Origin of the sequence: Devosia sp. (assembly GCF_024707125.1) — a bacterium.
Lineage (GTDB): Bacteria > Pseudomonadota > Alphaproteobacteria > Rhizobiales > Devosiaceae > Devosia.
In genome coordinates, this window is the sequence record NZ_JANQAH010000011.1 from 1000561 (window position 1) to 1027248 (window position 26688).

General features: G+C 62.2%; 31 protein-coding genes. 19 read left to right on the forward strand and 12 right to left on the reverse strand.

Features of this window, described 5'->3' with window-relative positions:
• Positions 1-4: 4 nt before the first annotated feature.
• Positions 5-1117: a 3-dehydroquinate synthase gene (gene aroB / locus NVV77_RS19645; RefSeq protein ID WP_295415777.1), complete on the forward strand. Its 1113-nt coding sequence runs from the start codon at positions 5-7 to the stop codon at positions 1115-1117.
• 101 nt (positions 1118-1218) lie between these two features.
• On the opposite strand, the gene NVV77_RS19650 is transcribed toward aroB, so the two are convergent.
• Positions 1219-1482, reverse strand: a complete 264-nt coding sequence (locus NVV77_RS19650; protein WP_295415779.1) for a BolA family transcriptional regulator — start codon at positions 1480-1482, stop codon at positions 1219-1221.
• 43 nt (positions 1483-1525) lie between these two features.
• Here NVV77_RS19650 and NVV77_RS19655 point away from each other — a divergent pair, with 43 nt between their 5' ends.
• From NVV77_RS19655 to NVV77_RS19675, 5 genes are all read left to right on the forward strand, one after another.
• Positions 1526-2152, forward strand: coding sequence for a J domain-containing protein (locus NVV77_RS19655; RefSeq protein ID WP_295415780.1), 627 nt, complete (start codon positions 1526-1528; stop codon positions 2150-2152).
• A gap of 107 nt (positions 2153-2259) precedes the next feature.
• Positions 2260-3243 carry a cobaltochelatase subunit CobS gene (cobS, locus tag NVV77_RS19660; RefSeq protein WP_295415782.1) on the forward strand — a complete coding sequence of 328 codons (984 nt, stop codon included), beginning with the start codon at positions 2260-2262 and terminating at the stop codon, positions 3241-3243.
• 122 nt (positions 3244-3365) lie between these two features.
• Entirely contained in the window at positions 3366-4118 is a 753-nt protein-coding gene (locus tag NVV77_RS19665) for a bifunctional 2-polyprenyl-6-hydroxyphenol methylase/3-demethylubiquinol 3-O-methyltransferase UbiG (RefSeq protein WP_295415784.1), read from the forward strand.
• A gap of 2 nt (positions 4119-4120) precedes the next feature.
• Positions 4121-6007: a cobaltochelatase subunit CobT gene (cobT, locus tag NVV77_RS19670; RefSeq protein ID WP_295415785.1), complete on the forward strand. Its 1887-nt coding sequence runs from the start codon at positions 4121-4123 to the stop codon at positions 6005-6007.
• Positions 6007-6996, forward strand: coding sequence for an esterase-like activity of phytase family protein (locus NVV77_RS19675; RefSeq protein WP_295415786.1), 990 nt, complete (start codon positions 6007-6009; stop codon positions 6994-6996). Before cobT ends, NVV77_RS19675 begins: the two co-directional genes overlap by 1 nt.
• A gap of 172 nt (positions 6997-7168) precedes the next feature.
• On the opposite strand, the gene secA is transcribed toward NVV77_RS19675, so the two are convergent.
• Positions 7169-9871, reverse strand: coding sequence for a preprotein translocase subunit SecA (gene secA, locus NVV77_RS19680; RefSeq protein ID WP_295415788.1), 2703 nt, complete (start codon positions 9869-9871; stop codon positions 7169-7171).
• A 441-nt stretch (positions 9872-10312) separates the two neighbouring features.
• Here secA and NVV77_RS19685 point away from each other — a divergent pair, with 441 nt between their 5' ends.
• On the forward strand, positions 10313-11242 hold the full coding sequence (locus NVV77_RS19685; RefSeq protein WP_295415790.1) for a peptidylprolyl isomerase: 930 nt from the start codon (positions 10313-10315) through the stop codon (positions 11240-11242).
• 166 nt (positions 11243-11408) lie between these two features.
• On the opposite strand, the gene NVV77_RS19690 is transcribed toward NVV77_RS19685, so the two are convergent.
• The gene (locus NVV77_RS19690; protein WP_295415792.1) at positions 11409-12050 is read right to left on the reverse strand and encodes a TetR/AcrR family transcriptional regulator; all 642 of its coding nucleotides are present in this window, start codon (positions 12048-12050) and stop codon (positions 11409-11411) included.
• 79 nt (positions 12051-12129) lie between these two features.
• On the opposite strand from NVV77_RS19690, the gene NVV77_RS19695 reads away from it, so the two are divergent.
• From NVV77_RS19695 to mutT, 4 genes are all read left to right on the forward strand, one after another.
• Positions 12130-12360 (forward strand): hypothetical protein, encoded by a 231-nt coding sequence (locus NVV77_RS19695; RefSeq protein ID WP_295415794.1) that lies wholly within the window; start codon positions 12130-12132, stop codon positions 12358-12360.
• 147 nt (positions 12361-12507) lie between these two features.
• Positions 12508-13743: a bifunctional glutamate N-acetyltransferase/amino-acid acetyltransferase ArgJ gene (argJ, locus tag NVV77_RS19700; protein ID WP_295415797.1), complete on the forward strand. Its 1236-nt coding sequence runs from the start codon at positions 12508-12510 to the stop codon at positions 13741-13743.
• A 130-nt stretch (positions 13744-13873) separates the two neighbouring features.
• Positions 13874-14638 carry a GNAT family N-acetyltransferase gene (locus NVV77_RS19705; RefSeq protein WP_295415799.1) on the forward strand — a complete coding sequence of 255 codons (765 nt, stop codon included), beginning with the start codon at positions 13874-13876 and terminating at the stop codon, positions 14636-14638.
• Complete coding sequence (gene mutT / locus NVV77_RS19710; RefSeq protein WP_295415801.1) at positions 14635-15045, forward strand: 8-oxo-dGTP diphosphatase MutT; 411 nt, start codon at positions 14635-14637, stop codon at positions 15043-15045. The genes NVV77_RS19705 and mutT overlap by 4 nt, the downstream gene beginning before the upstream one ends.
• A 110-nt stretch (positions 15046-15155) precedes the next feature.
• Here mutT and NVV77_RS19715 read toward each other — a convergent pair whose 3' ends face one another.
• Both NVV77_RS19715 and NVV77_RS19720 read right to left on the reverse strand, forming a co-directional pair.
• Positions 15156-16634: a M48 family metalloprotease gene (locus NVV77_RS19715; RefSeq protein WP_295415803.1), complete on the reverse strand. Its 1479-nt coding sequence runs from the start codon at positions 16632-16634 to the stop codon at positions 15156-15158.
• Positions 16631-17431: a thermonuclease family protein gene (locus NVV77_RS19720; RefSeq protein ID WP_295415805.1), complete on the reverse strand. Its 801-nt coding sequence runs from the start codon at positions 17429-17431 to the stop codon at positions 16631-16633. The genes NVV77_RS19715 and NVV77_RS19720 overlap by 4 nt, the downstream gene beginning before the upstream one ends.
• A gap of 146 nt (positions 17432-17577) precedes the next feature.
• Between NVV77_RS19720 and NVV77_RS19725 the strand changes: the two genes are divergently transcribed.
• Both NVV77_RS19725 and NVV77_RS19730 read left to right on the forward strand, forming a co-directional pair.
• Positions 17578-18405 carry a DUF72 domain-containing protein gene (locus NVV77_RS19725; protein WP_295415807.1) on the forward strand — a complete coding sequence of 276 codons (828 nt, stop codon included), beginning with the start codon at positions 17578-17580 and terminating at the stop codon, positions 18403-18405.
• Positions 18406-18484: 79 nt separating this feature from the next.
• Entirely contained in the window at positions 18485-18988 is a 504-nt protein-coding gene (locus tag NVV77_RS19730; RefSeq protein WP_295415810.1) for a disulfide bond formation protein B, read from the forward strand.
• Here NVV77_RS19730 and NVV77_RS22055 read toward each other — a convergent pair.
• From NVV77_RS22055 to NVV77_RS19750, 5 genes are all read right to left on the reverse strand, one after another.
• Positions 18985-19275, reverse strand: a complete 291-nt coding sequence (locus tag NVV77_RS22055; RefSeq protein WP_367178653.1) for a type II toxin-antitoxin system RelE/ParE family toxin — start codon at positions 19273-19275, stop codon at positions 18985-18987. The genes NVV77_RS19730 and NVV77_RS22055 overlap by 4 nt on opposite strands.
• A complete protein-coding gene (locus tag NVV77_RS19735; RefSeq protein ID WP_295415812.1) occupies positions 19275-19538 on the reverse strand; it encodes a type II toxin-antitoxin system ParD family antitoxin in 264 nt (87 codons plus the stop codon). The genes NVV77_RS22055 and NVV77_RS19735 overlap by 1 nt, the downstream gene beginning before the upstream one ends.
• Before the next feature lie 77 nt (positions 19539-19615).
• On the reverse strand, positions 19616-20173 hold the full coding sequence (locus NVV77_RS19740; RefSeq protein ID WP_295415815.1) for an HNH endonuclease: 558 nt from the start codon (positions 20171-20173) through the stop codon (positions 19616-19618).
• Positions 20174-20262: 89 nt separating this feature from the next.
• Positions 20263-20916 carry a phospholipase gene (locus NVV77_RS19745; RefSeq protein WP_295415817.1) on the reverse strand — a complete coding sequence of 218 codons (654 nt, stop codon included), beginning with the start codon at positions 20914-20916 and terminating at the stop codon, positions 20263-20265.
• Positions 20913-21584: a DNA-3-methyladenine glycosylase 2 family protein gene (locus tag NVV77_RS19750; RefSeq protein ID WP_295415819.1), complete on the reverse strand. Its 672-nt coding sequence runs from the start codon at positions 21582-21584 to the stop codon at positions 20913-20915. The genes NVV77_RS19745 and NVV77_RS19750 overlap by 4 nt, the downstream gene beginning before the upstream one ends.
• Positions 21585-21588: 4 nt before the next feature.
• On the opposite strand from NVV77_RS19750, the gene gluQRS reads away from it, so the two are divergent.
• The gene (gene gluQRS / locus NVV77_RS19755; protein ID WP_295415820.1) at positions 21589-22437 is read left to right on the forward strand and encodes a tRNA glutamyl-Q(34) synthetase GluQRS; all 849 of its coding nucleotides are present in this window, start codon (positions 21589-21591) and stop codon (positions 22435-22437) included.
• Between the two features lie 90 nt (positions 22438-22527).
• Here gluQRS and NVV77_RS19760 read toward each other — a convergent pair whose 3' ends face one another.
• Positions 22528-23478: an NAD-dependent epimerase/dehydratase family protein gene (locus NVV77_RS19760; RefSeq protein ID WP_295415821.1), complete on the reverse strand. Its 951-nt coding sequence runs from the start codon at positions 23476-23478 to the stop codon at positions 22528-22530.
• 88 nt (positions 23479-23566) lie between these two features.
• Between NVV77_RS19760 and NVV77_RS19765 the strand changes: the two genes are divergently transcribed.
• The 5 genes from NVV77_RS19765 (at position 23567) to NVV77_RS19785 (ending at position 25902) form a co-directional block, all read left to right on the forward strand.
• Entirely contained in the window at positions 23567-24457 is an 891-nt protein-coding gene (locus tag NVV77_RS19765; RefSeq protein WP_295415823.1) for a LysR family transcriptional regulator, read from the forward strand.
• A gap of 21 nt (positions 24458-24478) precedes the next feature.
• Positions 24479-24679 carry a twin transmembrane helix small protein gene (locus NVV77_RS19770; RefSeq protein WP_035086799.1) on the forward strand — a complete coding sequence of 67 codons (201 nt, stop codon included), beginning with the start codon at positions 24479-24481 and terminating at the stop codon, positions 24677-24679.
• A gap of 149 nt (positions 24680-24828) precedes the next feature.
• Entirely contained in the window at positions 24829-25428 is a 600-nt protein-coding gene (locus tag NVV77_RS19775) for a rhomboid family intramembrane serine protease (RefSeq protein WP_295415825.1), read from the forward strand.
• Positions 25429-25505: 77 nt separating this feature from the next.
• Entirely contained in the window at positions 25506-25688 is a 183-nt protein-coding gene (locus NVV77_RS19780; RefSeq protein ID WP_295415827.1) for a putative motility protein, read from the forward strand.
• 10 nt (positions 25689-25698) lie between these two features.
• Positions 25699-25902: a hypothetical protein gene (locus NVV77_RS19785; RefSeq protein WP_295415829.1), complete on the forward strand. Its 204-nt coding sequence runs from the start codon at positions 25699-25701 to the stop codon at positions 25900-25902.
• 121 nt (positions 25903-26023) lie between these two features.
• Here NVV77_RS19785 and NVV77_RS19790 read toward each other — a convergent pair whose 3' ends face one another.
• The gene (locus tag NVV77_RS19790) at positions 26024-26683 is read right to left on the reverse strand and encodes a TlpA disulfide reductase family protein (protein WP_295415832.1); all 660 of its coding nucleotides are present in this window, start codon (positions 26681-26683) and stop codon (positions 26024-26026) included.
• Positions 26684-26688 lie beyond the last annotated feature (5 nt).

Below are 26688 nucleotides of genomic sequence, written 5' to 3' on the forward strand. Positions count from 1 at the left end.
CACCATGGCCGACATTTCCCACACAGTGCACGTCGCCTTGGGCGAGCGCGCCTATGACATCCTCATCGGCCCCAATCTGATCGACGATGCCGGCGCGATCCTGGCTGAAAAATTCCCCGGCCGCCGCTTCGGCATTGTCACCGATACCGACGTCGCCAAGGCCCAATTGCCGCGCCTCGTCGCCAGCCTCGAATTTTCCGGGCTGACCTTTTCGACCATCACCCTGCCCTCGGGCGAAAGTACCAAGAGCTGGGAACACCTGCAGACGGTGGTAGAGGGGCTCCTCGCCGCAAAGCTCGAACGCAATGACCTTGTCATCGCGCTCGGCGGCGGCGTCATCGGCGACCTCGCCGGCTTTGCCGCCTCGATCACCCGGCGCGGCATGGATTTCGTGCAGATCCCGACTTCGCTCCTTGCTCAGGTGGATTCCTCGGTCGGCGGTAAAACCGGCATCAATTCACCGCACGGCAAGAACCTCGTCGGCGCCTTCCACCAGCCAAAACTGGTGCTGGCCGACATTTCGGCCCTCGACACCCTGCCCGCCCGCCAGTTCGCCGCCGGTTACGCCGAAGTGGTCAAATATGGCCTGATCGACGATCCCGATTTCTTCGAATGGTTAGAGGCCAATCACGCCGAAATCTTTGCCGGCGGCCCGGCCCGTGGCGAAGCCATCGCCAGGTGCTGCGCTCACAAGGCGCGCGTCGTCATCGAGGACGAAAAGGAAATCGGCGTTCGGGCCCTGCTCAATCTCGGCCACACTTTTGGGCATGCGCTCGAAAAGGACACCGACTATTCCGACCGGCTGCTGCATGGCGAAGGCGTTGCTATCGGCATGGTCCTCGCCCACACTTTTTCCAACCGCCTCGGTCTCGCGCCGGGCCAGGATTCTGGCCGCATCTCAGCCCACTTGCGAAAATCGGGGCTGCCCACCACATTGGCTGACATCCCCGGAACTTTGGGCTCCACCGAAACCCTGATGGCCGCCATAGCGCAGGACAAAAAAGTCTCGCGCGGCGCGCTGACTTTTATTCTCACCCGCGGCATCGGCCAGGCCTTCATCGAAAAAAATGTCGACCCCGCCAAGGTTTCGGCATTTTTGGACGAGATGCGTGGCTAAGACATATCCCATCCACGGTGTCATTCCCGCGAACGCGGGAATCCCTGTTTGGAAACGGAGATTCCCGCTTCGCTGATATGACACGGAGTGCTTGGATAGGCTCAGCCGACCGGCAAAACCTCGATATTGAGCGCATGGACACGGTCTTTCAGTTCCGCGTCCAGCGTTTCGAATACCGCGCGGTGTTGCGCCACGCGGCTCAAGCCGTCAAAATCGCGGGTCGCGATTCTGACTCGGAAATGGGTCTCGCCCCCTTCGCGCCATCCGGCATGGCCTCGATGCTTGTTCGATTCGTCGATCACCTCGAGATGGAGAGGCGAGAACCGCTCGGTGAGCTTTGCTATCATTGTGTCCCTGACGGACATGGGGCGGGCTCCGCTTGAAGATTTGAAGACTTAACTAGGTGCTATGAAACAGCAATCCAAGCTTTTCGATTCAATCCGCATCCGACCGCGCCGGGAAGAAAAGCCCGAGCCGGCCGAATTTTCCTGCGAATGGGAAGGCTGCGAAGAGGCCGGCGAATACCGCGCGCCCAAAGGGCCGCGCAGCGAGGGGCAGTATCACCATTTCTGCCTCGAGCACGTTCGCCACTATAACAAGGCCTTCAATTTCTTCGCCGGCATGAGCCAGGAAGAACTGGACGAAGCCCTGACGACCCCGCCCAAGGCGGAGTCGCGCTCGAGCTTTGCGACCGGCAATCCGCAAAATGCACGCGCTGCCGGCCGAACGGCCAGCACCCGCCCCGGCGACAAATATGGCGACCCCTTTGGCGTCTTTGCCCGCTATCGGCACCGCCAGGCCCAGCGCCCCGCCGCCGAGCGCGTAAAGCCGCTCAACGAGAACGATCGGCGTGCTTTCGAGTCCCTGGGCTTTTCCGGCCACGCCAAATCCGACGACATCAAAGCGGCTTACAAGAACCTGGTAAAAATCCACCATCCAGACGTCAACGGCGGCGATCGCTCCTCGGAAGAAAAGCTCCGCACCATCATTGCGGCCTATTCGCACCTCAAGAAAATGGGCTTCGTCGCCCGCTAGTTGTTCCGTGACAGTTTGGCTACCAGCACGTCAGCAATGCTGCTATAGAGCCACGGGCCAATGCGCCTCCCGCCAAAAGAAAATCTCTTGATCCACGAGCCCTTGCCATGACCGAGTTCACCAATCTGCCCGACACCGATTACAAGGCCCGCGAGCTTTTCGGCATCGATACCGATATGGTGGTCAAGGGCTACAAAGAGCGTACCGACCACGTACCGCCGATCGATCCGGATTATCTGTTCGACCGCAACACCACGCTCGCGATTCTGGCCGGCTTTGCCTATAACCGCCGCGTCATGGTCCAAGGCTATCACGGTACCGGCAAGTCGACCCATATCGAGCAGGTCGCGGCGCGCCTCAACTGGCCGCTGGTCCGCGTCAATCTCGATAGCCACGTGTCGCGTATCGACCTCGTCGGCAAGGACGCCATCGTCCTCAAGGACGGCAAGCAGATCACCGAATTCCGCGACGGCATCCTGCCCTGGGCCGTGCAAAACAATATCGCCCTCGTCTTCGACGAATACGACGCCGGCCGCCCGGACGTGATGTTCGTGATCCAGCGCGTTTTGGAACAGTCGGGCCGCCTGACCCTGCTCGACCAGAACCGCGTTATCGTGCCCCACCCGGCCTTCCGCCTGTTCTCGACCACCAACACCATTGGTCTGGGTGACACGTCGGGCCTCTATCACGGCACGCAGCAGATCAACCAGGGCCAGATGGACCGCTGGAGCCTCGTCACGACGCTCAACTACCTGCCGCACGACAAGGAAGTCGGTATTGTTCTGGCCAAGAACAAAGCCTATTCCGACACCGACAAGGGCAAGAAGCTGGTCTCCAACATGGTGCGCCTTGCGGACCTGACCCGTTCGGCCTTCATCAATGGCGATCTGTCGACCGTCATGTCGCCGCGCTCGGTCATCACCTGGGCTGAAAACGCCCAGATCTTTGGTGGCGATGTCGGCTTCTCCTTCCGCCTGACCTTCCTCAACAAGTGCGACGAACTCGAACGCCCCGTGGTTGCCGAGTTCTATCAGCGCGTGTTCGGCGAAGATCTGCCCGAATCCTCGGCCAACCTGGCGGTCACGGCCTGATCAACATCCACCGGGTCATTCCCGCGCAAGCGGGAATCCCCATTCGGATACCAAAACAGGGATTCCCGCTTGCGCGGGAATGACACCGTTAGGGGCGGCCCGGCCGCAACGAGAGAACAGCCATGGCCCAGAACATCTATGATGATGCGGCCTTCTTCGAAGGCTACAGCCAAATTTCCCGCTCGCGGCTGGGCCTTGCAGGCGCGCCCGAATGGCGTGATGTGGCGGCGATGCTTCCCCCGCTCAAGGGCCTCAACGTGTTGGACCTCGGCTGCGGTTTTGGCGCCTTCCCGCGCTATGCCGTCGAGCAGGGCGCGGCCCGCGTTCATGGCGTCGATCTCTCGGCAAACATGCTCACGACGGCGCGCGAGCGCTCCGGCGACATGCCGATCACCTATGAGCAGGCCGATCTCGAAACCTACGAGCCGGAGGCTGGCGCCTTCGATCTCGTCTATTCCGCACTCGCCATTCACTACCTCGCCGATTTCGACCGCTTCTGCGCCATGGTCACCCGCGCCCTTGGCCCCAAGGGCGGCGATCTCGTCATCACCACCGAGCACCCGATCTGGGCCGCCCGCGCCGAACCCGATTTCCGCACCGAGCCCGACGGCACCCGCGTTTTCGCCTTCTACGATTATGGCGTGGAAGGCCCGCGCCGGTCGAACTGGATCACCGAGGGCATCGTAAAATACCATCGAAAACTCTCGACCCTGATCATGACCATGCATCGCCATGGGCTCATGCTGCAGGCGATCGACGAATGGACGGCAACGGATGAGCGGATCGCCGCCAATCCCGCCCTGGTGGACGAGAAGACCCGTCCACAATTACTCCTATTGGCGGCGCATCTGGCGCCCGATACCCACCGGACCTGACCATGGCACAGCCCCCGCGCAGCAAGCCCAACAAGCCCGACCAGACCCAGGCCTTCAAATCGGCCATGGGCGCCACGGTGCGCGCCATTGGTGCCAAGGCAGAACTGGAAGTCACCTTCACGGCTGACCGGCCACTGCTGACTTCGGACAAGGCCCGCCTCGCCAACCTGCCGCGCCTGCCCACCAAGCGCGACATCGCCATTGCCCGTGGCCAGGGCGATGCCATGGCCATGCGGCTTGCGAGCCACGACCCCGATACGCACCGCAAGCGCTCGCCCATGGACCCGCAGGCCCGCGCCGCCTTCGACGCGCTGGAACAGGCCCGTGTCGAGAGCCTCGGCGTCATTCGCATGCCGGGCATGTCCGGAAACATCCACGAAATGCTGGAAGACCGGCTCTTCCGCGCCAATTTCGCCGAAGTCGACGACAAGAACGAGGCCCCGCTCGCCGAAGCGCTGGGCCTGATGCTGCGCGAAAAGCTCGCCGGCGTCCCCGTGCCGCCCTCGGGCCATGCGCTGGTCGATCTCTGGCGCAAGGAGGTGGAAGCCAAAGCGTCCACGTCCATCGACAAGCTGCTTTCGACCTATGAGAACCAGGAAGATTTCTCCAAGGCCGTCAGGGCCGTGCTGCGCGACCTGAACCTCATCGCCGAAAGCGACATGGAAGATCCGGACGCGTCGGACGAGGACGATGCCAACGACAGCCAGCCCGAACAGGCCCAGGGCTCCGACCAGTCGCCCGAACAGGGCGAAGGCGAGAACGAGCAGGCTGAATCGGAAGAAGACCAGCAGTCCGGCGAAAGCGAAGAAACCGGCGACGTCGAAGGCATGGAAGCCGACATGGCCGATGTCGACGACGATGCCGAATCCGAAGCCGGCGAAGACGCGCCCATGCCGCCTCCGGCAAAGGACGGCGGCGAGCGTCTGTCCAATCAGTTCCAGTACAAGGTCTTCACCACCAAGTTCGACGAAGTGGTGAAGGCGGCCGAACTCTGCCCGCCCGACGAACTGGACCAGTTGCGCGGCCTCTTGGACAAGCAGCTCGAGAACCTCGCCGGTGCCGTGGCGCGCCTCGCCAACAAGCTGCAGCGCCGCCTGATGGCCAAGCAAAACCGCTCCTGGCAGTTCGACCTCGAAGAAGGCCTCCTCGATACCGCACGCCTCACCCGCGTCGTGACCGACCCCATGCAGGCCCTGAGCTTCAAGGTCGAGAACGACACCGATTTCCGCGACACGATCGTGACGCTGCTGATCGACAATTCCGGCTCCATGCGCGGCCGCCCGATCACCATCGCGGCGATCTGCGGCGATATCCTCGCCCGCACGCTGGAACGTTGCGGCGTGAAGGTCGAGATCCTTGGTTTTACGACGCGCGCCTGGAAGGGCGGCAAGTCCAGAGAAGCCTGGCTCGAAGCCAATCGCCCGGCCAATCCCGGCCGCGTCAACGACGTGCGCCACATCATCTACAAGGCCGCCGACGAGCCGTGGCGCCATGCACGGCGTAATCTGGGCCTGATGATGCGCGAGGGCCTCCTCAAGGAAAACATCGACGGCGAAGCCCTCGAATGGGCGCGCAAGCGCCTGATGTCGCGTCCCGAACAGCGCCGCATCTTGATGGTGATCTCGGACGGCGCGCCGGTCGATGACAGCACCCAGTCGGTGAACGCCGGCAATTATCTCGAAGCCCATCTTCGTCAGGTCATCGAGGACATCGAAACCCGGTCGCCGATCCAGCTCGTCGCTGTCGGCATCGGCCACGATGTGACGCGCTACTATCGCCGCGCGGTGACCCTCCTCGACGCTGAAGAACTGGCCGGCGCCCTCACCGACGAACTCGCGGCGCTCTTCGACGAAGAAATGCCCGGCCCCGCAAGGCGGCGCGGTCGCTGATGTCCCGGCGCTGGGCCCCGATAGCCTGCCTTGCGCTATTGGCCCAGCCAGCTCTGGCGGTCGACGTCACCGTGACGTCGGCCCAGGTCTCGCGCTTCAAGGGCGTCGGCCTCGATGAGCCCGTGGGGAAACTGATCTTTCGCGGCGGCCTGACCCTGCAATCGCAGGACGACATGTTCGGCGGCCTTTCCAGCGTCACCGTGACCGGCCCCGACCAGAACATCGCCTTCGTCACCGACCGCGGGCAGTTTGTCTCGGGCAAGCTCGCCTATGACCAGGATGATCGCCTGCTGAGCCTGATCGGGGTCACCATGGACCCCATCCAGAATTCCAAGGGTGCCCCTCTGCCCCGCCAATATGCGCGGGATGCCGAGGGCATGGACACGGTGCTTCGCGACGGCGTGCCGGTCGCCGTCCGTGTGAGTTTTGAGAACCTCACCCGCGTCGCCGACTTCGCCATCACCGACGGCCGCCCGGGCGGCCCGGCGCGCGAGATCACCATTCCCGACTGGCTGACGGATTTGCGTTCCAACAAGTCGCTCGAAGCCATCTGCATCGCCCCACCGGCCTCGCCCATCGCCGGCTCGACCCTGCTGCTCACCGAAGAGTCCCTCGACGAAAACGGCAATCACCGCGGCCACTTTCTGGGGCAGAACGACAAGGGCCCGGTGGCCTATGTCAATTCGCCCGTGGTCAACCCCACCGACTGCGCCTTCCTGCCCAATGGCGACCTGCTGGTGCTCGAGCGCGGCGTCGCCCTCTTCAGCTTCGTCATGAACCTGCGCCGCGTTCCCGCTGCGGAGGTGCGCCCCGGCAATCTCATGCAGGGCGAACTTTTGCTGTCTGCCGAAGGCGCCGAGATCGACAATATGGAGTCGATCATGGTGCACACGACCCCGGGCGGCGAGACCCGCATTTTCATGGGCTCGGACAACAATTTCAACGACTGGCAGCGGCACCTGCTGCTGGAATTTGCTCTGGCGGAATAACCAGCAGCGCGCCCCTCGATCGTCATTGCCGGGCTTGTCCCCGGCAATCCATCTCGCCTCCGCATGGGACCACCGGGACAAGCCCGGTGGTGACGACGACGGGTAGGCCACTGGAAACAAAAAAGGGCCCCGGAAATCTCCGGAGCCCCAAATTCCAAAAAACCCAAAAAGATCAGACAAACGCGCCGTGGCAGTGCTTGACCTTCTTGCCCGAACCGCAGGGGCAAGGCGCGTTGCGCGACAGGCCCACCAGCAGCTTCGGATCGAGCGGAGCCAGCGCGCCGACGTCTGAATCGTCGCCCACCGCATCATTCTCGCCCGTTGTCGGGTCGATGTGAGTGGTGGCCAGCAGCGCCGGATCGATCGCCGGGGTCGGCTCGGGCGGGCGCATCTGGATTTCGATATGGCTCATCTGCGTGGTGACAAGCTCGCGCAGATTGCCGAGCAGTGCCTGGAACAGCTCATAGGCTTCCTGCTTGTACTCGGTCAGCGGATCGCGCTGGGCGATGCCGCGCCAGCCGACAACCTTGGAGAGGTGGTCGAGCATGACGAGGTGTTCGCGCCAGAGCCCGTCAATCGACTGGAGCAGGATGGACTTTTCCACCTGCCGCATGATCGCGCCATACTTGTCCGACTTGGCCTCGACAACGCCATCGGCGGCCGCGCGGATACGGTTCTCGACGGTCTCGGCGTCGATGCCCTCTTCCTTGGCCCATTCGCCCACTGGCGCTTCGACATTGAGATAGGTCTTGGCAGCAGCTTCGAGCTGCTCGGTCTTCCACTGTTCGGGGTAAGAGCGCGGCGGAATGGCCTTGGTGACAATATTGTCGACCACGTCGTGACGCATCTCGGCGATGGTCTCGCTGACATCCTCTTCATCCATGAATTCGAGACGCTGTTCGAAGATCACCTTGCGCTGATCGTTCATCACATCGTCGTATTTGAGGATGTTCTTGCGGATGTCGAAGTTGCGCGACTCGACCTTGCCCTGGGCGCGTTCGATAGCCTTGGTCACCCAAGGATGGGTGATGCTTTCGCCCTGCTCGAGACCGAGCTTGCCCAGCATGGAATCCATCGAATCCACCGGGAAGATGCGCATCAGGTCGTCCTGCAGCGACAGGTAGAACTTCGAGTGGCCGGGGTCGCCCTGACGGCCGGAACGGCCGCGCAGCTGGTTGTCGATGCGGCGGCTTTCGTGGCGTTCGGTGCCGATCACCATCAGGCCGCCGGCAGCCAGCGCCTTCTTCTTCTCGTCGGCGATCTTGGCCTTGATCTCGGCGATCTTGGCTTCGCGGGCGTCGCCCTCGAGTTCCTTGGCCTCGCGCTCGATGCGCATTTCAAGGTTGCCGCCGAGCTGAATGTCGGTACCGCGACCAGCCATATTGGTCGCAATGGTGATCGCGCCCGGCAGGCCCGCATCGGCAACGATGAAGGCTTCCTGCTCGTGGTGACGAGCGTTGAGCACGTTCATCTGCCCCACATTCTTCTTGCGAAGAATATCGGCCAGCATTTCCGATTTTTCGATCGAGGTCGTACCCACGAGCACCGGCTGGCCGCGCTCCTGGCATTCCTTGATCAGTTCGGCGATGGCGTCGAACTTTTCGGCTGCCGTGCGGTAGATCGCATCGTCTTCGTCGATACGCTGCACCGGCAGGTTGGTCGGGATGGTGACAACGCCGAGGCTATAGATGTCGGCGAATTCTTCCGCTTCCGTCGCCGCCGTACCGGTCATGCCGGCAAGCTTCTCGTAGAGGCGGAAATAGTTCTGGAAGGTAATGGAAGCCAGCGTCTGGTTTTCAGACTGAATCTTGACGCCTTCCTTGGCCTCCAGCGCCTGGTGCAGGCCTTCCGAATAACGGCGGCCCGGCATCATGCGGCCGGAGAATTCGTCGATGATAACCACCTCGCCGCCTTCCGGCGTATCGCGGGTGATGTAGTCCTTGTCCTTGCGGAACAGCTTGTGGGCGCGCAGCGCAGAATTGGCGTGGTGCACCAGCGCGACGTTTTCCACGTCATACATGGAATCGCCCTTGAGCAGCCCCGCTTCGGCCAGCGCCGCCTCGAGCTTTTCCACGCCCTGGTCGGTAAAGGTGGCAGCGCGATGCTTTTCGTCGAGTTCGAAATCGCCCTCGCCGATGATCGGCATCAGCGAATTGATCTTGATGTAAAGCTCGGAGCGATCTTCGGAGGGGCCCGAAATGATCAGCGGCGTGCGCGCTTCGTCGACAAGAATGGAGTCGACTTCATCGACGATGGCGAAGGAGTGGCCGCGCTGCACCATCTGGGCGCGCGAATACTTCATATTGTCGCGCAGATAGTCGAAGCCGAATTCGTTGTTCGTGCCGTAGGTGATATCAGCAGCATAGGAGTCGCGACGCTGCTGGTCGGTCAGGCCATGCACGATGATGCCGGTGGAAAGACCGAGGAAATTGTAGATCTGCCCCATCCAGCCGGCGTCGCGGCGGGCGAGGTAGTCGTTGACGGTCACGACGTGCACGCCTTTGCCGGCGAGCGCATTGAGATAGACGGCGAGGGTCGCAACCAGCGTCTTGCCTTCACCGGTGCGCATTTCGGCGATGGCGCGGTCATTGAGCACCATGCCGCCGATGAGCTGCACGTCGAAGTGGCGCATGCCAAGGACACGCTTGGACGCTTCACGCACCGTCGCAAAAGCCGGCACGATCAGGTCATCGATCTTGGCGCCCTGTTCGAGCTGAGCCCTGAATTCAACGGTGCGGGCCTTGAGCTCGTCGTCGGTGAGCTTGGCCAGTTCTGGCTCCAGCGCATTGATCGCGGCGACCTTGCCCTGGTAGCGCTTGACCTGCCGATCCGACGGCGATCCGAAAATCCGCCGGGCGAGCGCAGCTAGAGCCATTCGTGTCATCCTTCAAATTCAGTGGCGTGGCGAAAGGGGCGGGCGGCTTGCACTAAAGCGTTTTCAAGAAGAAGTGTTGACCACTTTCGAAAACGCTGGGGCGCCAGCGGCCCATCTCGCCTCGTCACAACTTCTAGGGAACCCTTTTGGCTCCCCGTGTGGATTGATCCGTGGAGGACAAGGGCCCGTGCGGCAACCATGCTCCACGCTTTGAAAAAGCGGCTGAGATGTAAGAGTGAGGGGGTGTCTTGTCAATGTTGGCGAAATGGGCGACACCATCAGCCCACGGCGAATGAGGCCTTCCCCTGGGCCCACCGAAACATGCCTGAAACCGGCACAATTTGGCCCCCTTATTGTGTGAGGCACGGCACTTTCCGGGCCCGCCGCCCCGTTTGATCATGCCCGGCCCTCCCGGACCGGCCAAGGAGATCCAGGACGTTCATGATGAAGCTTTCCTCGCGCCTGTTGCGCACCATCTGTCTCGCCGCGCTTCTCGGTGCCGCGCCCACTATCGGCAGCTTCGCCCAGGAAGCGCCGGCGCCGGCAGCAGCACCGGCCGCAGTCGCGCCCGAAACCGTCGTCGCGACCGTGGGTGGTGAGCCGATCACCGAAGCCGATCTCAGCTTTGCCGCCGAAGACCTGGCCCAGGACCTCGCCCAGATGCCGGCCGAAGAACGCCGCGCTTTCCTGCTGCGCGTCCTCATCGATATGAAGGTGATGGCTGGTGCCGCCAAGGAAGCAGGCATGGACCAGACTGAACTCTTCGCCCAGCGCCTGAAATATCTCGAAGAGCGCGCCCTGCGCCGCGCCTACTTTGCCGACGCCATTGCCGGCCAGGTGACCGAAGAGGCCATCCGCGCCGAGTATGACGCCTTCGTCGCCCAGTTCCAGCCGGCCGAAGAAGTGCACGCCCGCCACATCCTGGTCGAGACCAAGGAAGAGGCCGACGCGATCAAGGCCGAGCTTGATGCCGGCGGCGATTTTGCTGCCATCGCCCAGGAAAAGTCGATCGATCCGGGTTCAGGCGCCAATGGCGGTGACCTCGGCTTCTTCGCCAAGGGCATGATGGTCCCCGAATTTGAAACCGCCGCCTTTGCGCTGGCCAATCCAGGCGACGTCTCGGCTCCGGTCCAGTCCCAGTTCGGGTTCCACATCATCAAGCTCGAAGAAAAGCGCCAGTCCGCTCCCCCGGCTTTCGAACAGGTTGCCCCGCAGATCCAGCAGCAGGTGCTGATGCGCGTCTTCAACGAAAAGGTCGAGGAACTGATGTCGGGCGTGACCATCGACGTCACCGATCCCGAACTGAAGGCCGCCATGGACGCCCAGGACGCCGCCGCTGCCCCGGCCGAAGGCGAAGCTGCACAGCAGTAGTTTTGGGTTTTTGAATTTTTGGGCCACCCGGTTTCGATCGGGTGGCCTTTTTGTTTTGGGCCCACCGGCCGTCATCCTCGGGCTTGACCCGAGGACACTTCACTTGGGAATGGCACGGTCAGTACAGGGCCCTCGGGTCAAGCCCGAGGGTGACGATCTGAGATTGCTACGGCCGGGCCTTATACCCCGCACACCCCATCAGCACGCCATCGACCACCCCGTCGATAACCTTCATCGCCTCATCGACCCGCCCGATCAGCAATTGGTGCCAGGCAAACGAGACGATCATGTCGACGATCAATTCGCCGTTGACGTCCTCCGCCACCTCGCCGCGCGCCTTGGCCCGTTCCACGATCACCGCCGTCGCCTTCTTGCGCTCGGCCTGATAGGCAAAGAGCACCGCCGCCGCATCCGGATCGCTTTGCGCCTCGGCAATGATCGCCCGATAGACCACACCGCAAAGGCTGTCTTTCCAGAAGCCCAGCAGATGGCTTTCCAGGAGCGCCACGAGGTCGCCGCGCAGCGAGCCGGTATCGGGAAAGCCGCGCGCATTCTTGAAGCGCTTGTAGACATCGAGCATCAGCGCGGTGCGATTGGGCCACCAGCGATAGATCGTGGGCTTGCCGGCCCGCGCCCGTCGCGCCACCGCTTCGATGGAAAAGCCGCCAATGCCACTTTCGCGCAGCACGGCCTCGGCCGCATCGAGAATGGCTTCCTGGCTCGCCGGATTTCGCCGCGCGCCGATCGAGCGGCGAGCGCCCTCGTCTGTGTCTTCAATGCTCGTTTCCATGCCCGCAATATGGGTCAAAAGAATCCCAAAGAAAAGACTTGAACGAAACGGCTCGTTTCGATACATAACGAAACGTACCGTTTCATTAGAGGTTCACATGCCCTTTTCCGCTCGTGCCCGCATGGCCCTGCTCATGACCTTCGCGGTCTATCCAGTCGTCGTTGTCTACGCCACCATCATCGGCTCGCTCACACCCGGCTGGGAATTCTGGCAGCGCAGCCTGATCCTCGTGCCCTTCATGGCTTCAACCATCGTCTTCTTCATCGTCCCCTTCATACAGACCCGCTTCGGAGCTTTCATCGCCGGCAAGAAGAAGGCCGTCGCCTGATCCATATCTGAGACCCGGAAGAAGACCCCGTGATCCCCGCGCGAGCGGGGATTTCCTTTTAATCGGGAGAAAAAGCGCAACGTCTTGCGCCCGCCACACCTTTGAGGCACACCAAATTCCTCGTTTGCCCGTTCAAGGTTTTGCGCCATGGCTGCCCATCCGGTTTCCCCGCTTGCCCCGAAATCCTATCCGGACCTGCCGGCCATCGATGGCGTGCGCTATGCCACGGCCGAAGCCGGCATCAAGTACAAGAACCGCACCGACGTCCTGCTCATGGCCTTTGACGAAGGCACCACCGCTGCCGGCGTTCTGACCCGCTCAAAGTGCTCGTCGGCCGCCGTTGACTGGTGCCGCGCCAACCTGCCGGGCGGGAAAGCCCGTGGCCTCGTCGTCAATTCGGGCAATGCCAATGCCTTTACCGGCGCCAAGGGCAAGGAAAGCGTGCAATTGACCGCCGACTATGCCGCCAAGGCCCTCGGCTGCAAGACCAGCGAAATCTTCCTCGCCTCGACCGGCGTCATCGGCGAACCGCTGCCGGCCTCAAAATTCGCCGGCGTCCTCGACGAAGCCGCGACCCGCCTTGCCGAAACGCCCTGGATCGAGCCGGCCAAGGCCATCATGACCACCGACACGTTCCCCAAGCTCGCGGGCGCGGTGCTCGAATTCGACGATGTCGAAGTCAGGATCAACGGCATCGCCAAGGGTTCGGGCATGATCGCGCCTGACATGGCCACGATGCTCTCCTTTGTCGTCACTGACATGCCCATCGCCGCCGATGTGCTGCAGGCCCTCCTCAGCCAGCACGTGCAGAAGAGCTTTAATTCCATCACCGTCGACAGCGACACGTCGACGTCCGACACCCTCCTCGCCTTTGCCACCGGCAAGGCTAAGGTCGAGCCGATCACGAGCCTCTCCGATCCGCGCGCAGCATTCTTCGGCGAAGCCCTGTTCGACGTGCTGTTCGAACTCGCCATCCTGACGGTTCGCGACGGCGAAGGCGCCACCAAGCAGGTTGCCGTCAATGTCGAAGGCGCCACTTCCGACGCCTCGGCCTTCCGCATCGCCAAGGCCATCGCCGACTCGCCGCTGGTCAAAACCGCCATTGCCGGCGAAGACGCCAATTGGGGCCGCGTCGTCATGGCCGTGGGCAAGGCCGGCGAACCGGCAGATCGCGACCGCCTCGCCATCCGCTTCGGCGACCTGCTCGTCGCCGAAAACGGCGAACGCGCCACTGCCTATGACGAAGCCGCCACCTCGGCCTATATGAAGGGCGAAGAGCTGGAAGTGACCGTCTCCCTAGGCCTCGGCGAGGGCTCGGCCACGGTCTATACCTGCGACCTCACCCACGGCTACATCACCATCAACGGCGACTATCGGAGCTAAAACTCCCATAGTCCTGCCGGAAAGTTCGTTCCGACCACAGTGTCATTCCCGCGAAAGCGGGAACCTCTGTTGGTCGGGAACGGAGGTCCCCGCTTTCGCGGGGATGACACCCGGGTAAAGCGACAGCACCATGCCAGAACAAGCCATCTCCCTCCCAGACGTCGAAACCTTTGAACGCGCCGGCCTCGAAGCCTGGCCCGGCATCGAAGTCAAATGGGATGGCAATTGGGTCCGACGCGCCTCCGGCGGCTACACCAAGCGCGCCAATTCGGCCCAGTGCTTTGACCCCAATGACGATGCCGACGTGGAAGACCGCATCATCGGCGCCAGTTCCTGGCTGGTCGTGCGCGGCGTAAAACCCGTCTTCCGCATCACCCCCCTCTCGGCCCCCGCGCTCAACGAAGCGCTCGATGATGCTGGCTGGGACGAGATCGACCATTCGCACCTCTACGCCATGCGGCTCGCAGCGCAGGAGCCGGATGCGCAGGGCAAGCTCCTGCCGCTCCTCGATCCCGCTTTCCTCGCCGCCCAGCAGAAGCTAAAAGGCTCCGACGAAGCCGAAATGGGCCGCATGAAAGCCCTGCTGGCGGTCATGTCCGTACCGGCCACCGGCATCGTCGTCTATCGCGACGGCGAACCGGTCGCCTCCGGCCTCATGGCCATTTCAAATGGCATCGTCATCACCGGCAATGTCATCACCGACCCCGGCCGCCGCCGCCAGGGCCTTGCCGCCGCCATGATGCGCACCGGTCTCAACTGGGCCCACGAAAAGGGCGCCACCATTGCCGCCCTCAATGTCCAGGCCGACAATGACGCCGCCAAGGCGCTTTATTCCGGCCTCGGCTTCACCCACCAATACGACTACCACTATCGCATTCCCGGGGCGCCCAAATGAGCGAACAGAAACCCATCCTGCTCGTCGTCGCCTGTGCGCTCGTCGACACCGACCGCCGCGTGCTCATCGCCCAGCGCCCCGAAGGGAAGCACATGGCCAATATGTGGGAATTTCCCGGCGGCAAGATCGAGCCCGGCGAAACCCCGGAAGCCGCAATCATTCGCGAACTGCGCGAAGAGCTTGACGTCGAGACCAAGGAAGCCTGCCTCGCCCCGCTCTCCTTCGCCAGCCACACCTATGAGCACATGCACTTGCTTATGCCGCTCTATGTCTGCCGCCGCTGGCAGGGCACGCCGAGGGCCAAGGAGCATCAGGCGCTCAAATGGGTCCGCCCGCAGGCGCTGCGCGACTACGCCATGCCGCCCGCGGATGAACCGCTGATCGCGGCGCTGTGTGATCTGCTGTAGGCGCTGAGGCGCCCTACCATCCCACCCACGGCGTCATTCCCGCGAAAGCGGGAATCTCTGTTTCCAGAATAGATTCCCGCCTTCGCGGGAATGACACTGTGAAATGAGGCCTACCGCCCGACGATCTTGTACTTCGCCCCGACCTGAACCGCATCGCCCGGATAAAGGTTGTTGAGGATGAAGAACAGGTCGCGGCCGCCCGGAATATTGGCCATCTGCGCGGCGAGCTTGTCCGCAGTATCGCCAGCCTTGGCCGTGATGACGCGCATGGAGAGCTTGCGGATCTGGTTGAGTTCGGCCGCCTCGGCGCGCTTGAAACTCTTTACGGTCGCATCGGCTCCTGCAGCAAAGCGCTGGCTATCCGCCTTGGCCGCAAAAATGAAGCGATAGACCGCGCCATCGAGCCGCATGACCGCGACGCGGAAGAACCACTGGTCCGTCTGCGCCAGGCCCGAAGCCATCTCGATGCCATTGTAATTGTGCGAGGTGACCGTCTCGGCCTTGAGCCCGGCGATCCAGCCCGATTTGAGATAGTCGGTCAGCGCCATATTGGCCTGCACATCGGCGCTGTCGAAGCGTACGGCCTCGCCATCGCCGGCAACACCCACCACGGCGCTCTGTGCCGTCTGCAGTGCATAGCCCTGCGGCACGGTGAAGGTGAATTTCGAGCCCGAATGAATGAAGCGATTGCCGACAATGGAACCCTGCGATGGGCTATCGCCAAAGGCCATGCCCGAGACCGCCGCCATATAGCCGTCGCGATCGGTTTCCCCGACGCTCGAACTACCGAACATCTGCCGGGCCGTATCGGCCGCCTTCTGGATGCGGGCCGGCGTCGATGGGTGCGAGGAGAGGAACCCGTCGTCACCCGCCTGATCGCCAGCCGAGAAAGCGGCAAACCGGCTCATCACGCCCAGGAAGCGTGCCGCGGCCTGCGGATCAAAGCCCGCCTTGCCGGCAAACTTGATGCCTTCCCGATCCGCTTCCAGCTCCTGGCTCTGCCCAAAGGCGGCCAGCGATTCGCGGGTACGGTTGGCCGTGGCGTCCGTAGAGGTGTCGCCGCCAAAGATGCCGGTAATCACCCTATCGACGATCTGCGTCGTCCGCGTCTTGTCGGTACGCGCACGCGCATGGCGCAGCGTCACGTGGGCAATTTCATGCGCCAGAACGGCCGCCAGCTCGCTCGTATCCGAAGCCAGCGCCAGAATACCGCGCGTCACATAGATATAGCCGCCCGGCAGGGCGAAGGCATTGACCTCGGAGGTGTCGAGGATCGTCACCTGGAATTGCGCATTGGGCTGATCGGCAGCCGCCAGAAGGCGCCCAACGATCCGCGCCACCATGATCTCGGCTTCGCGGTCGGAATAGACGCCACCGTAAGCTGCAATGATGCGCGGATGCTCGCGCCGGCCGATGACCACGTCATCGGGCTCGGTGCCTTCCGGCACGACCATGGGTGCGGGCGTATCGCCAGTGCGGCTCACCGCCACCGACGACCCGGTCAGCGACGAGCAAGCCCCGAGAGCCAGGAGCGAAACGGCCAGAGCGCCGAGGCGCATTGTTTTTTTGGACAGAGAAAGCGCCGTCATCGCGTCGCCAAAACCTCAATCTGTTCGGGATGGGTAATTTCGATGCGCGGACCATCCCGGTCGTCCACCCATCCACGAATGCGCACCAGTGCCCCCTCAAGCACCAGCGGGTCTAGTCCCTCAGTCTCGAAGAGCCGCAAGGCCGGCGCTTCTATCACGGCGGTGAAGTCTTCTTTCCAGAACCGGCCAAAATTGAGGAAAATGCGGGAGCCACTGCGGTCGGCCAGGAGCACCCTGCCTTCCACCAGTTCATAATGTCCCACACGATCCAGCAATTCGCCCGGTCGGTCCGCCGCACGCACGCTGTAATAGGGATTGGCCCAAATGCCAAGCCGATCCGCACGGGCGCGCGCTTCCGCCGCAAAAAGTGGCTCGAGACATTGCCGGTTATCCGGGAAGGAATAGACCCGCGCCAGCCCCGCACCAACCATGAAGAGCTGCGCCCAGACCTCGCCATTGTCCGTTTCGACAAAGACATGCGCCAGCACGCGCTCGTGCCGGTCGATCTCTTCGCCGCCAAAGCCAAGGCGCACGCTTTTGTTGAGCACGAGATCGGCCAGCGCCTTCTGCGCCTCGGGCGCCAGCGGCCAGGTCTCGAAATCGTCCCGTCCGAGCGGCAGTTTTGGGGCCTGCGTCCCGATCAGGCGCACCTTGCGCCCGTCATTGAGAACGACCGTATCGCCATCGGTCACCTCGACCACCACGCCGCCCGGTGCCATAGACAAGCTCTCGCAGGCCAGCGTGGTGCTGGCCAGCAAGGCAAAGGCAGCCGTCGATATCAACGTGGTCCCGCGCAAGAATCTGTCCCGCAACACTTCGTTCACCATAGGGACGATTAAGGCAAAAAAAGCATTACCAGAACCTGACAGAGCGCGATCACGGGCAAGAGAGATTGCCAATTTGATCGCGGACGGCCAAGCTGAAGGCCTCAAGGAGAGCGGCAATGAGCAAGACGGGAACAATCCGCACCGGCACTGCAGGCTGGGTTTTCGAACCCTGGCGCGGCACGTTCTTTCCCACTGGCCTCGTCCAGAAGAAAGAACTCAACTATGCCAGCCGCCACCTGACCAGCATCGAGATCAACGCCACCTTTCGCGGCAATCAAAAGCCCGAAAGCTTCGCCAAATGGGCCGGCGAAACGCCGGAGGGCTTTCAGTTCTCGATCAAGGGGCCGCAGCTCGTCACCCATATCAAGCGGCTCAAGAACTGCACTGACGCGCTGGCCGGCTTCTTTGCCTCGGGCCCCCTCGCCCTCGGCGATCGCCTCGGCCCATTCATCTGGCAATTGCCGCCCAACCTGGCCTTTGATCCCCCGAGCTTTTCGGCCTTTCTCGCCCGGCTCCCGCGCGACATCGAGGCCTACCTCGCCCTCGCCAGCAAGTCAGACGGTGCCAAGGCCCCACCCTATCTCGAAGCCAATGGCAACAAGACCTTCCGCCACGCCGTGGAAATGCGCCACGACAGCTTCAACAAGCCCGAAGTCGACGCCCTCCTCCGCGAGCACAATGTCGCCCGCGTGATCGCCGACACCGCGGAGAACCCGCGCTTCGACCTTACCGCCGATTTTGCTTATTGCCGCCTGCAGGGTCCCGCCCGTCCCGGCGCTGCCGGCTATGAAGATTCGGACATGTCCGAACTCGCCAAAACCCTCGCGGGCTGGCGTGACACCGGCGTCGACACCTATGCCTATTTTGTCCACGAGGACAAATTGCACGCACCAGCCAATGCCATTGCCCTTGCGGAGAAACTCGGCATCAAACCTTCCGCCTGATCACGACAACGTGCCCTGCTGGCTTTTGCCACAAAGCGGCGCTAAGCCCCTGCCCATCAAGCGTCATTCGAGAATTTCCATGGCCATTGCGTCCCGCGCCCCCCTCGACAAGCTCGCCGCCGGCGCCGCTTTCCTCCTCGGCTTTGCCGCCATCGCTGCGGCGCTTGGCAGCCAGTATATTGGCGGCCTCTACCCGTGCGAGCTTTGCCTCGAACAGCGCATGGCCTACTATTGGGGCCTGCCGCTGCTGGCGCTGATCCTGGCGCTCTGGAACCGCCTGCCCCTGCCGGTCTGGTATCTGGGCATGGTCATCGTGTCAGGCATTTTCGCCTGGGGCACCTATATGGGCTCCTACCACGCCGGCGTCGAATGGGGTTTCTGGCCCGGCCCCACCGCCTGCACCGGCGTCGGCGACAGCTTCAGCTTCGACCAGCTCAACAGCATGACGCCCGTCATCGGCTGCGACGTCGTCCAATTCCGTTTCCTGGGACTTTCGCTCGCGGGCTATAACGCGCTGATTTCGCTGGCTATTGTCGCGCTACTGGTCGGGGCGATCGTGTTTCAGGCGAAGCGGAAGCGCTAGTCGAGAAGTTCGTCCAGATTTCGGGCGGACGAGATTATTCTGACGATGTGCACGACCCCAGCGCCGACATCGTAAATGATCGAATAACTGCCGTATGGCCTACGCCTTACGCCACGTTTTCCGTATCGCGGAAGTGTGGCGTATCGCTCTGGTTGGTCGGCCAGCTCCATGCAGGCACGTGTCAACTCCTCAGAAAAGCTGATCGCTCTAGCAGGATTGTCGGCACTTATGAAACGAGTGATACTCAACAAGTCTTTTCGAGCATCAGGCGAAAAGCTTAGCCGCATCAGGAAGCTTTCTTCTGAGCAATCTCCGCGACCAACTGCCGTAGCTCAGCAAACACCTCTTCCGCCGGAATAGTACGCCCAGCATCGATATCATCGAGACCAGACTGTATCATCGCGTCCAGCTCCCGCAACCGCGCCTCGCGCTCCTGCACCAGTCGCACGCCTTCGCGCAAAACTTCGCTCTTTGAATTATACCGCCCGTTCTCGACGAGATCGTTCACGACCTTTTCGAGCGTCGCGCCCAAATCCGCACTGATCGCCATATCGCCACCTCCTGCAAAGTTCATCCAATAATAGTTATTGGATAGCCTCACAGCAAGTCAGGATTGCTACGTACAGATCACGGCTCCAGCTCGATGTCCCAATAGAGATAGTCGAGCCAGCTCTTGTGCAGGTGGTTGGGCGGAAAAGCACGGCCATTGTTGTGCAGGTCATGCACGGTCGGCGCGAACGGGGCCTGATGCGGGAACATTTTTATCTCGCTCGGCATCCGGTTCGCCTTGCGCAGATTGCACGGCGCACAGGCCGCGACGACATTTTCCCAGGTCGTCAAACCGCCCTTCGAGCGCGGAATGACGTGATCAAACGTCAGATCATCGCGCGAGCCACAATATTGGCATTGGAAGCGATCGCGGAGAAAAACGTTGAAGCGGGTAAAGGCCGGATGCCGCGCCGGCTTCACATAATCTTTCAGCGAAACCACGCTCGGCAGCCGCATTTCGAAGCTGGGCGAATGGATCACTGTGTCGTAGTGCGAAACGATGTTCACCCTCTCGAGGAACACCGCCTTGATCGCGTCCTGCCACGACCATAACGACAAGGGATAATAGCTGAGAGGCCGGAAATCGGCGTTCAGCACGAGAGCGGGACAGGCCTCAGGCGACACATGGATGGTCACGAGAGTCTCCCGGAACGGGAATCTGTTAAGTCCATAGCCCCTTTATAGTAAGCCCTTTGTGTCAGGGCTGTGAAGCGGGGATGAAGGACTTATTTCGCCGCGACGCGTCCGATAAAATCGGCAGCAAAACCCAGCCCATCCGGGGCAATGCCATGCCCCACGCCGCGGCTCACATGATAGCTGACCTCAAAGCCCGCCTCATCAAGCAAAGCGTTCGCTTCGCTCGAAAGATTGGGATCGACGACATCGTCGAGATCGCCATGCACAAGGCAGAGCGGCGGCTTTGCCAGCGCATCGCCACCAAATCCCTCCGGCGGCAAAAAGGCGCCAGAAAATCCAATGACGCCCATGAGCTTTTCGGGCAGCCCCGTACCAACATGCAGCGCCATCATCGCGCCCTGGCTGAAGCCGGCGAGGATCGTCCGCTCCGGCGTGATTCCCGTCTGCGCCCAAAGGTCCCGCAAAAATCCTTCGAGCACCGGCCGCGCCTCGATGACGCCCGTCTGCCGGCTCGCCAGCCGATCGCCGGTCCAGTCTATCGGAAACCACTGAAACCCGCCCATTTCCGTACCGATCGGCGCATTGGGCGAGACGAACAGCGCGCCGGGAAGGAGGTGCCGCCAATGCGGCGCCAGCCCGATGAGATCATTGCCGTCGCTGCCATAGCCATGGAGCAGAACCACCGCAGCATCGGGCGCTTGCCCATTGGCTGGCGGCATCATCGGCCCCGAAAGCTTGGTCACAGCAAAATCCCTTCCTTGTCGCGCAGAATGGCGAAATAGCGCCAGAACAGCAGCGCAGCGGCCGACCGATGCGGCGACCAACTTTGTGCAAGGCCGATCATCTCCTTGATCGTCGGACGCTCGTCAAGGCCAAGCCCATGATGCGCGGCTTTGAGCAAGGCCAGGTCCCCGGCAGGGAAAATATCGGGGTGCGCCGCACAAAAGAGCAGATAGACCTCGGCGGTCCAGGGCCCGATCCCTTTCAGCGCCACCAGCGCCTTGATCGCCTCTTCGGCCGGCAGGCCATCAACCTCCGCAAAATTGAGATCCCCCGCCTCAACTGCCTCGGCAATCGTCCGCACCGCCAGAAATTTCCCGCGCGAAAACCCCGCGCTGCGCACCGTCTCTTCGTCGAGCAAGAGGTAAGACTGAGTCTCCAGCGATCCCGGCAGTTTTTCAAACCGCCCCCAGATCGCCGCCGCGCTCTGTACCGAAAGCTGCTGCCCGCAGATCACCTTGGCCATGCCGGCAAATCCCTTGGGATTGACCCGCGGCAATACCGACCCAACCCGCTCCCGCATCGGCAGCAATTGCGGCACCATGGCAATCAGATGGTCGAGATGCACCGCGACGCCCTCGGCCGTATCGATCCGCGGTGACGCCCCCGGCGCAAAAGTGCTAGTCGTCAAAGTCATGTCCAAAAAACCAATTCTTCGTTTCGCCCCGAGCCCCAATGGGCGCCTGCATCTCGGCCACGCGCTTTCTGCACTCGTGACCTGGCAGGCCGCCGAAATTTTCGGCGGCACGGTGCTTTTGCGCATCGAAGACATCGACATCACGCGCTGTAAACCCGAATTTGCCGAAGCCATTTTCGAGAACCTCAAATGGCTCGGCCTATCCTGGCCCGAACCGGTGATGATTCAGTCCGAGCGTTTCGAAGTCTACGCCAAAACCGCCAATCGCCTGCGCCAGCGCGATCTCATCTATCCCTGCTTCTGCTCCCGCTCCGACATCGCATCCAAGGCCGAGGATACCGACCCCGACGGCGCGCCCATCTATCCCGGCACCTGCAAGCACCTCTCCAATGCCGAGCGCATCGAGCGGCTCGAACGCGGCGACCCCGTCCAGTTCCGTCTCCACACCGACCGCGCCATTGAAGAGGCCGGTATGCTGACCTTTACGGTCATCGGCCCGACCCTGCGCGATCGCCCGCAAATCCGCTACGCCCGCCCCCAGCGCTGGGGCGATGTGGTGCTGCAGCGCAAGGACATCGGCACCAGCTATCACCTCAGCGTCGTCGTCGACGATGCGGCACAAGAGGTGACCCACATCACCCGCGGCCGCGATATGGAAGCGGCAACCGACATCCACGTCCTTCTCCAAATGCTGCTGGGTTTTCCGACGCCCATCTACCACTTCCACCGCCTTCTCCTCGGCGACGACGGCCAGAAACTGGCCAAATCCAAAAACAGCAAAACCCTCGCCGATTTGCGCAGCGAGGGTTGGACTGCCGATGATGTGCGAAGGGCGGTTGGTTTCTAGAAAGGCCCCTCACCCGCCGGCTTCGCCGTCGACCTCTCCCCCCCAAGGGAGAGGTCGGCCGAAGGCCGGGTGAGAGGGCCTTGTTTTGGGCTAAGCCGCCAGCTTCTTCGCCCCCATCAACTCCTCCACCGTCGCCGCCACCGCCTCCTCAAAAGGCGTCCCGAAATCCGCTCCCAAAATCCCATCGAGCCGCGGATCGACCAGCTCCATCTCATTGAGCCACAGATACCGCATGCGGTAGATATCCCGCATGATCGGGTTGAACAGCCCCACCGCCCGGATCATCCACCATTGCAGCGGCGACACCGCAACCTTGCCCGGCAATGCAGACTGGATCGCCCCCATCATCTGTCCATGCGACACCCAGTGCCCGGCAAAATGGAAGTTTTCGTACCTTCCGAGCGTAGCCCGCTTCTCGGCCAGCACTGCAAAGGCATGCGCAAGATCGGGCAGATAGGCCCAGCTATGGCGCAGTTTCAGGTCGCCCATGTGGTAGAGTTTTCCCTTGGCGATATCCATCATCATCGCCGCCTCGAACCATTCCCCGCGATTGCCCGGCCCGAAGAAATCGCCACCGCGCAAAATGATCGTCTGGAATTTCCCCGCCGCAGACGCCTCGCGCAGCAGCGTCTCAAGCCGGATGCGGATCTCCCCACGCGGCGCCTCGGCACTCTGCCGCGTCGCCGGCGAAATGGTCCGGTCCCCAGCCCGATAATTGTAGATCGTCCCCGGAAACAGCAGCGTCTTGCCGCTATTATCAAGCGCATCGATCACCACCTGCAACTGCTTTTCCGAGCGGCCATTGCCCCACTGATGATAGGGCAGGTGCAGCGCATGCACGACCAAATCGGCATCCGCAATCGCCGCCCGCACCACCGCGACATCATCGGCATCACCGGCGACAAATGTCGTGCCGCTGACCGGCTTGCGGTTCGTCCGCCCCAGCCCCGTCACGCTCCAGCCCGCATCGCGGAAGGCGATCATCGCCGCATTGCCGATATGGCCGTTGCTGCCCAGAACCGTCACTTTACCCTTGGTCATTCTGCGTCTCCTTGACTTGCTGGAGACCAAAATGCCCGCTACAGATTTTTATAGCGATTGGCCAAATTTCGAGATTTGATATTCAATCATGAATAGAGAGCCTGATTGGTCCCTGTGGCGCAGTTTCGCCGGTGTCATCGAGCATGGCTCGCTTTCCGCCGCCGCCCGCGCCCTCAATTCGAGCCAGCCCACCATCGGCCGCCATATCGAGCTGCTTGAATCCCAACTCGGCCTGCAGCTCTTCGAGCGCAGCCTTTCGGGCCTCAAGCCGAATAGCACGGCCCTCAAACTCTATGGCCCCATAGCGCAGGCGCAGACGGCGGTTGCCGAGGCCAATATGATGGCCGAGGGCGCCCAGGACGACACCGGCGGCACAGTGCGCATCACCGCCAGCGCCATGATCTCAAACTACGTGCTGCCCGAAATCCTGGTCCCCATCCGCGCCCTCCATCCGCGCATTGCGCTCGAAATCGTCCCCTCGGATTCAGCCGAAAACATCCTCATGCGCGAGGCCGATATCGCCATCCGCATGTTCCGCCCCACTCAGCTCGAACTGGTCACAAAACACCTCGGCGACATCGACCTCGTTCCCGCCGCCCACGAACGCTACCTCGCCCGCCGCGGCCGCCCCACGACGCTCGCCGAGCTCTGGCAGCACGACCTTCTCGGCTTCGACCGCTCCAGCGCCATCGTCACCCATGCGCGAAAACTTGGCTTTTCGCTCAATCGCGAAAATTTCGTTATCCGCTCCGACGACCAGCCGCACCTTTGGGAATTGCTGCGCGCCGGCCTCGGCATCGGCTTTGCCCAGGCCAATCTCGTGCGCCGTACGCCGGGCCTTGTCGCCCTGCCCATCGACATCGCCATCCCGCCTTTGCCGATCTGGCTGACGACGCACAGGGAATTGTACACCTCCCACCGCATCCGCGCCGTTTATGATGCCTTGGCGAGTGGCCTTCTCGCCTATATTGAAAGCTGAACCGGCAAGGAGGCCAAACCCATGCAAACTCTTCTCAATATCGGCATCGCGCTGGCCCTGCTGTTCGTCATCGTCGTCCTCGGCATGGGCCTGTGGAACATGACCAAGGGTGGCTCGGCCAATACCAGCCAGCGCCTCATGCGCCTGCGCGTCATGGGCCAGGCCGTCGCCATTCTGCTGCTGATCGGCGCGCTGTTCTTCTTCGGCGGCGGCCGCGGCTGATCGCTGTCGACCTTGCCGCTCGGCGGCAAAAGTGCTGACGTCTGCCCGGCCCAAGGAGAAAAGCCCTGTTCCTGCCCCTGCATGACGTCAATCCGCATCGCCATGTCAGATTTCCCTACGTCACCTATGGGCTGATCGCGCTCAATATTTTGGTCTTCCTCGTCCAGGCGACGCTCCCGCCGGCCGCCTTCGATGAAGCAACGATCTATTTCGGCATGATCCCCATCGTGGTGCGCGATATCTATCCCGCCCCGCTCCCCTGGCTGCCGGACTGGGCAACGCTGGTCACCTATGCCTTCCTCCATGCCGATTGGCTGCATCTTCTTTCGAACATGCTGTTCCTCTGGGTTTTTGGCGACAATATCGAAGACGCCATGGGCCATCTGCGCTTCCTCGTCTTCTACCTCGCCTGCGCCGTGCTCGCCGCCCTGGCCCATCTCGCCTTCAATCTCGATGGCAATGGGCCGCTAATCGGCGCCTCCGGGGCCGTGGCCGGCGTCATGGGCGCCTATATCCTCCTCTTCCCCCACGCCCGCGTCTTCGTCCTCGCGCGCATCGTCATCCCCATTCCCCTGCCGGTTCCGGCCTTCTGGATGCTGGGCTTTTGGGTCCTTACCCAGCTCTTCTATCTCGTCATCGGCTCGCAAGAATCCGTCGCCTGGTGGGCCCATATCGGCGGCTTCGTCGCGGGTGTCATACTCGCCGCGCTGATGCGCCGCCGCGACGTTATGCTGTGGGGCGGCCGCTAGAACCAGACGGACAGAGTTTCTTTACCCTGACCTGCTAGGCTTCTGCCGTCTCGTAGTATTGCGTAGGGAAGACCAGCATGGACACCGATCTCGCCTCCAGCCTGATGGCGGCCCGCACCGCGCAGACGCAGCAATCGGTCCAGATCGCGATCTTCAAGAAATCGCACGATATGCAGACCCAGCTTCTCGATATGCTGCTGCAGCCTGCCCAGGCGGCTCTTCCACCGGGCCAGGGCACGCAGGTCGACAAGACCGCCTGAGATTTTCCCGATGAGCAATGCCCTTGGGTCAAGCACATCGGTCATGATCAACCGCATCGCCACCCGCGAAGGCGCCTCGGCCAACACGCTCTTGGCGCAGGTCGCAAAGATGCGCGGCGAAATGGCGCTCACGCAAAGCAAGGCAGAGCCCGAAGCCCTGCCTGCTATTGTGCGCAATCCCGTAAACGGGGCGGAAGTCGACCTCTTGGTCTAAGGCCCTCGGATCGTCACCCTCGGGCTTGACCCGAGGGCTCTGCATTTATTGCGCCATCGCCAAGTGAAGTGTCCTCGGGTCAAGCCCGAGGATGATGTGTGGTGAGTTGGCCGATGACCCTCTACCCCCTAAGCCCGATCAGCGCCTCTACAACAGCCTTGCCATCCTTGCTGTGCCATTCCGCTGGCCCTTGCAGCACAGCCAATTCACACCCTTCCGGATCGAGCAGCAGCGTTGCCGGCAGCCCCACCGCCACCGCCTCGCGCTTCAGCCGGTCAAAGGCCGCGAAAGTGTTGTCGGCATAAAGCGGCAAGTTCTTGAACTGCCCCTCATCCAGAAATTCCTGCGCCTTGGCGAGCCCGCCTTCGCCGATATCGAGGTTGATCGGCACGACCTGGAACTTGTCCGAATTGTATTCCGTCGCAATCGCATCGAGCGCCGGCATCTCTTCGCGACACGGCACGCACCAGCTGGCCCAGAAATTGACCAGGAGCGCCTTGCCCGAAAAATCGCCCAGTGTCATTTCCGTGCCATCGGCCGCCTTGAATGCCATATCGGCATAGCCGCGCCCCTCGCCCGTGCCATTGACCGCCGCCAATTCACCCACCGCGGCGGCATCCACGATCTGCGCCTGCGCCGCCTGCACGGGGCAGGAGTTGGCCGAGGCGGCATTGCCGAGATAAACCCACGAAGCTATAGCTACGCCCGCAACCGCTACCCCCAGTCCTCCGAGTGCCCAGAAATTGCGGCCTGTTGGCTTGGGTTGGCTGGTGTCCGACATGGGCT

What these genes read in the sequence shown, in the direction of transcription:
- aroB (WP_295415777.1), top strand. Translation starts at nt 5, where the DNA reads ATGGCCGACATTTCCCACACAGTGCACGTCGCCTTGGGCGAGCGCGCC.
- NVV77_RS19650 (WP_295415779.1), bottom strand. Translation starts at nt 1,482, where the DNA reads ATGTCCGTCAGGGACACAATGATAGCAAAGCTCACCGAGCGGTTCTCG.
- NVV77_RS19655 (WP_295415780.1), top strand. Translation starts at nt 1,526, where the DNA reads ATGAAACAGCAATCCAAGCTTTTCGATTCAATCCGCATCCGACCGCGC.
- cobS (WP_295415782.1), top strand. Translation starts at nt 2,260, where the DNA reads ATGACCGAGTTCACCAATCTGCCCGACACCGATTACAAGGCCCGCGAG.
- NVV77_RS19665 (WP_295415784.1), top strand. Translation starts at nt 3,366, where the DNA reads ATGGCCCAGAACATCTATGATGATGCGGCCTTCTTCGAAGGCTACAGC.
- cobT (WP_295415785.1), top strand. Translation starts at nt 4,121, where the DNA reads ATGGCACAGCCCCCGCGCAGCAAGCCCAACAAGCCCGACCAGACCCAG.
- NVV77_RS19675 (WP_295415786.1), top strand. Translation starts at nt 6,007, where the DNA reads ATGTCCCGGCGCTGGGCCCCGATAGCCTGCCTTGCGCTATTGGCCCAG.
- secA (WP_295415788.1), bottom strand. Translation starts at nt 9,871, where the DNA reads ATGGCTCTAGCTGCGCTCGCCCGGCGGATTTTCGGATCGCCGTCGGAT.
- NVV77_RS19685 (WP_295415790.1), top strand. Translation starts at nt 10,313, where the DNA reads ATGATGAAGCTTTCCTCGCGCCTGTTGCGCACCATCTGTCTCGCCGCG.
- NVV77_RS19695 (WP_295415794.1), top strand. Translation starts at nt 12,130, where the DNA reads ATGCCCTTTTCCGCTCGTGCCCGCATGGCCCTGCTCATGACCTTCGCG.
- argJ (WP_295415797.1), top strand. Translation starts at nt 12,508, where the DNA reads ATGGCTGCCCATCCGGTTTCCCCGCTTGCCCCGAAATCCTATCCGGAC.
- NVV77_RS19705 (WP_295415799.1), top strand. Translation starts at nt 13,874, where the DNA reads ATGCCAGAACAAGCCATCTCCCTCCCAGACGTCGAAACCTTTGAACGC.
- mutT (WP_295415801.1), top strand. Translation starts at nt 14,635, where the DNA reads ATGAGCGAACAGAAACCCATCCTGCTCGTCGTCGCCTGTGCGCTCGTC.
- NVV77_RS19715 (WP_295415803.1), bottom strand. Translation starts at nt 16,634, where the DNA reads ATGACGGCGCTTTCTCTGTCCAAAAAAACAATGCGCCTCGGCGCTCTG.
- NVV77_RS19725 (WP_295415807.1), top strand. Translation starts at nt 17,578, where the DNA reads ATGAGCAAGACGGGAACAATCCGCACCGGCACTGCAGGCTGGGTTTTC.
- NVV77_RS19730 (WP_295415810.1), top strand. Translation starts at nt 18,485, where the DNA reads ATGGCCATTGCGTCCCGCGCCCCCCTCGACAAGCTCGCCGCCGGCGCC.
- NVV77_RS22055 (WP_367178653.1), bottom strand. Translation starts at nt 19,275, where the DNA reads ATGCGGCTAAGCTTTTCGCCTGATGCTCGAAAAGACTTGTTGAGTATC.
- NVV77_RS19735 (WP_295415812.1), bottom strand. Translation starts at nt 19,538, where the DNA reads ATGGCGATCAGTGCGGATTTGGGCGCGACGCTCGAAAAGGTCGTGAAC.
- gluQRS (WP_295415820.1), top strand. Translation starts at nt 21,589, where the DNA reads ATGTCCAAAAAACCAATTCTTCGTTTCGCCCCGAGCCCCAATGGGCGC.
- NVV77_RS19760 (WP_295415821.1), bottom strand. Translation starts at nt 23,478, where the DNA reads ATGACCAAGGGTAAAGTGACGGTTCTGGGCAGCAACGGCCATATCGGC.
- NVV77_RS19765 (WP_295415823.1), top strand. Translation starts at nt 23,567, where the DNA reads ATGAATAGAGAGCCTGATTGGTCCCTGTGGCGCAGTTTCGCCGGTGTC.
- NVV77_RS19770 (WP_035086799.1), top strand. Translation starts at nt 24,479, where the DNA reads ATGCAAACTCTTCTCAATATCGGCATCGCGCTGGCCCTGCTGTTCGTC.
- NVV77_RS19780 (WP_295415827.1), top strand. Translation starts at nt 25,506, where the DNA reads ATGGACACCGATCTCGCCTCCAGCCTGATGGCGGCCCGCACCGCGCAG.
- NVV77_RS19785 (WP_295415829.1), top strand. Translation starts at nt 25,699, where the DNA reads ATGAGCAATGCCCTTGGGTCAAGCACATCGGTCATGATCAACCGCATC.
- NVV77_RS19790 (WP_295415832.1), bottom strand. Translation starts at nt 26,683, where the DNA reads ATGTCGGACACCAGCCAACCCAAGCCAACAGGCCGCAATTTCTGGGCA.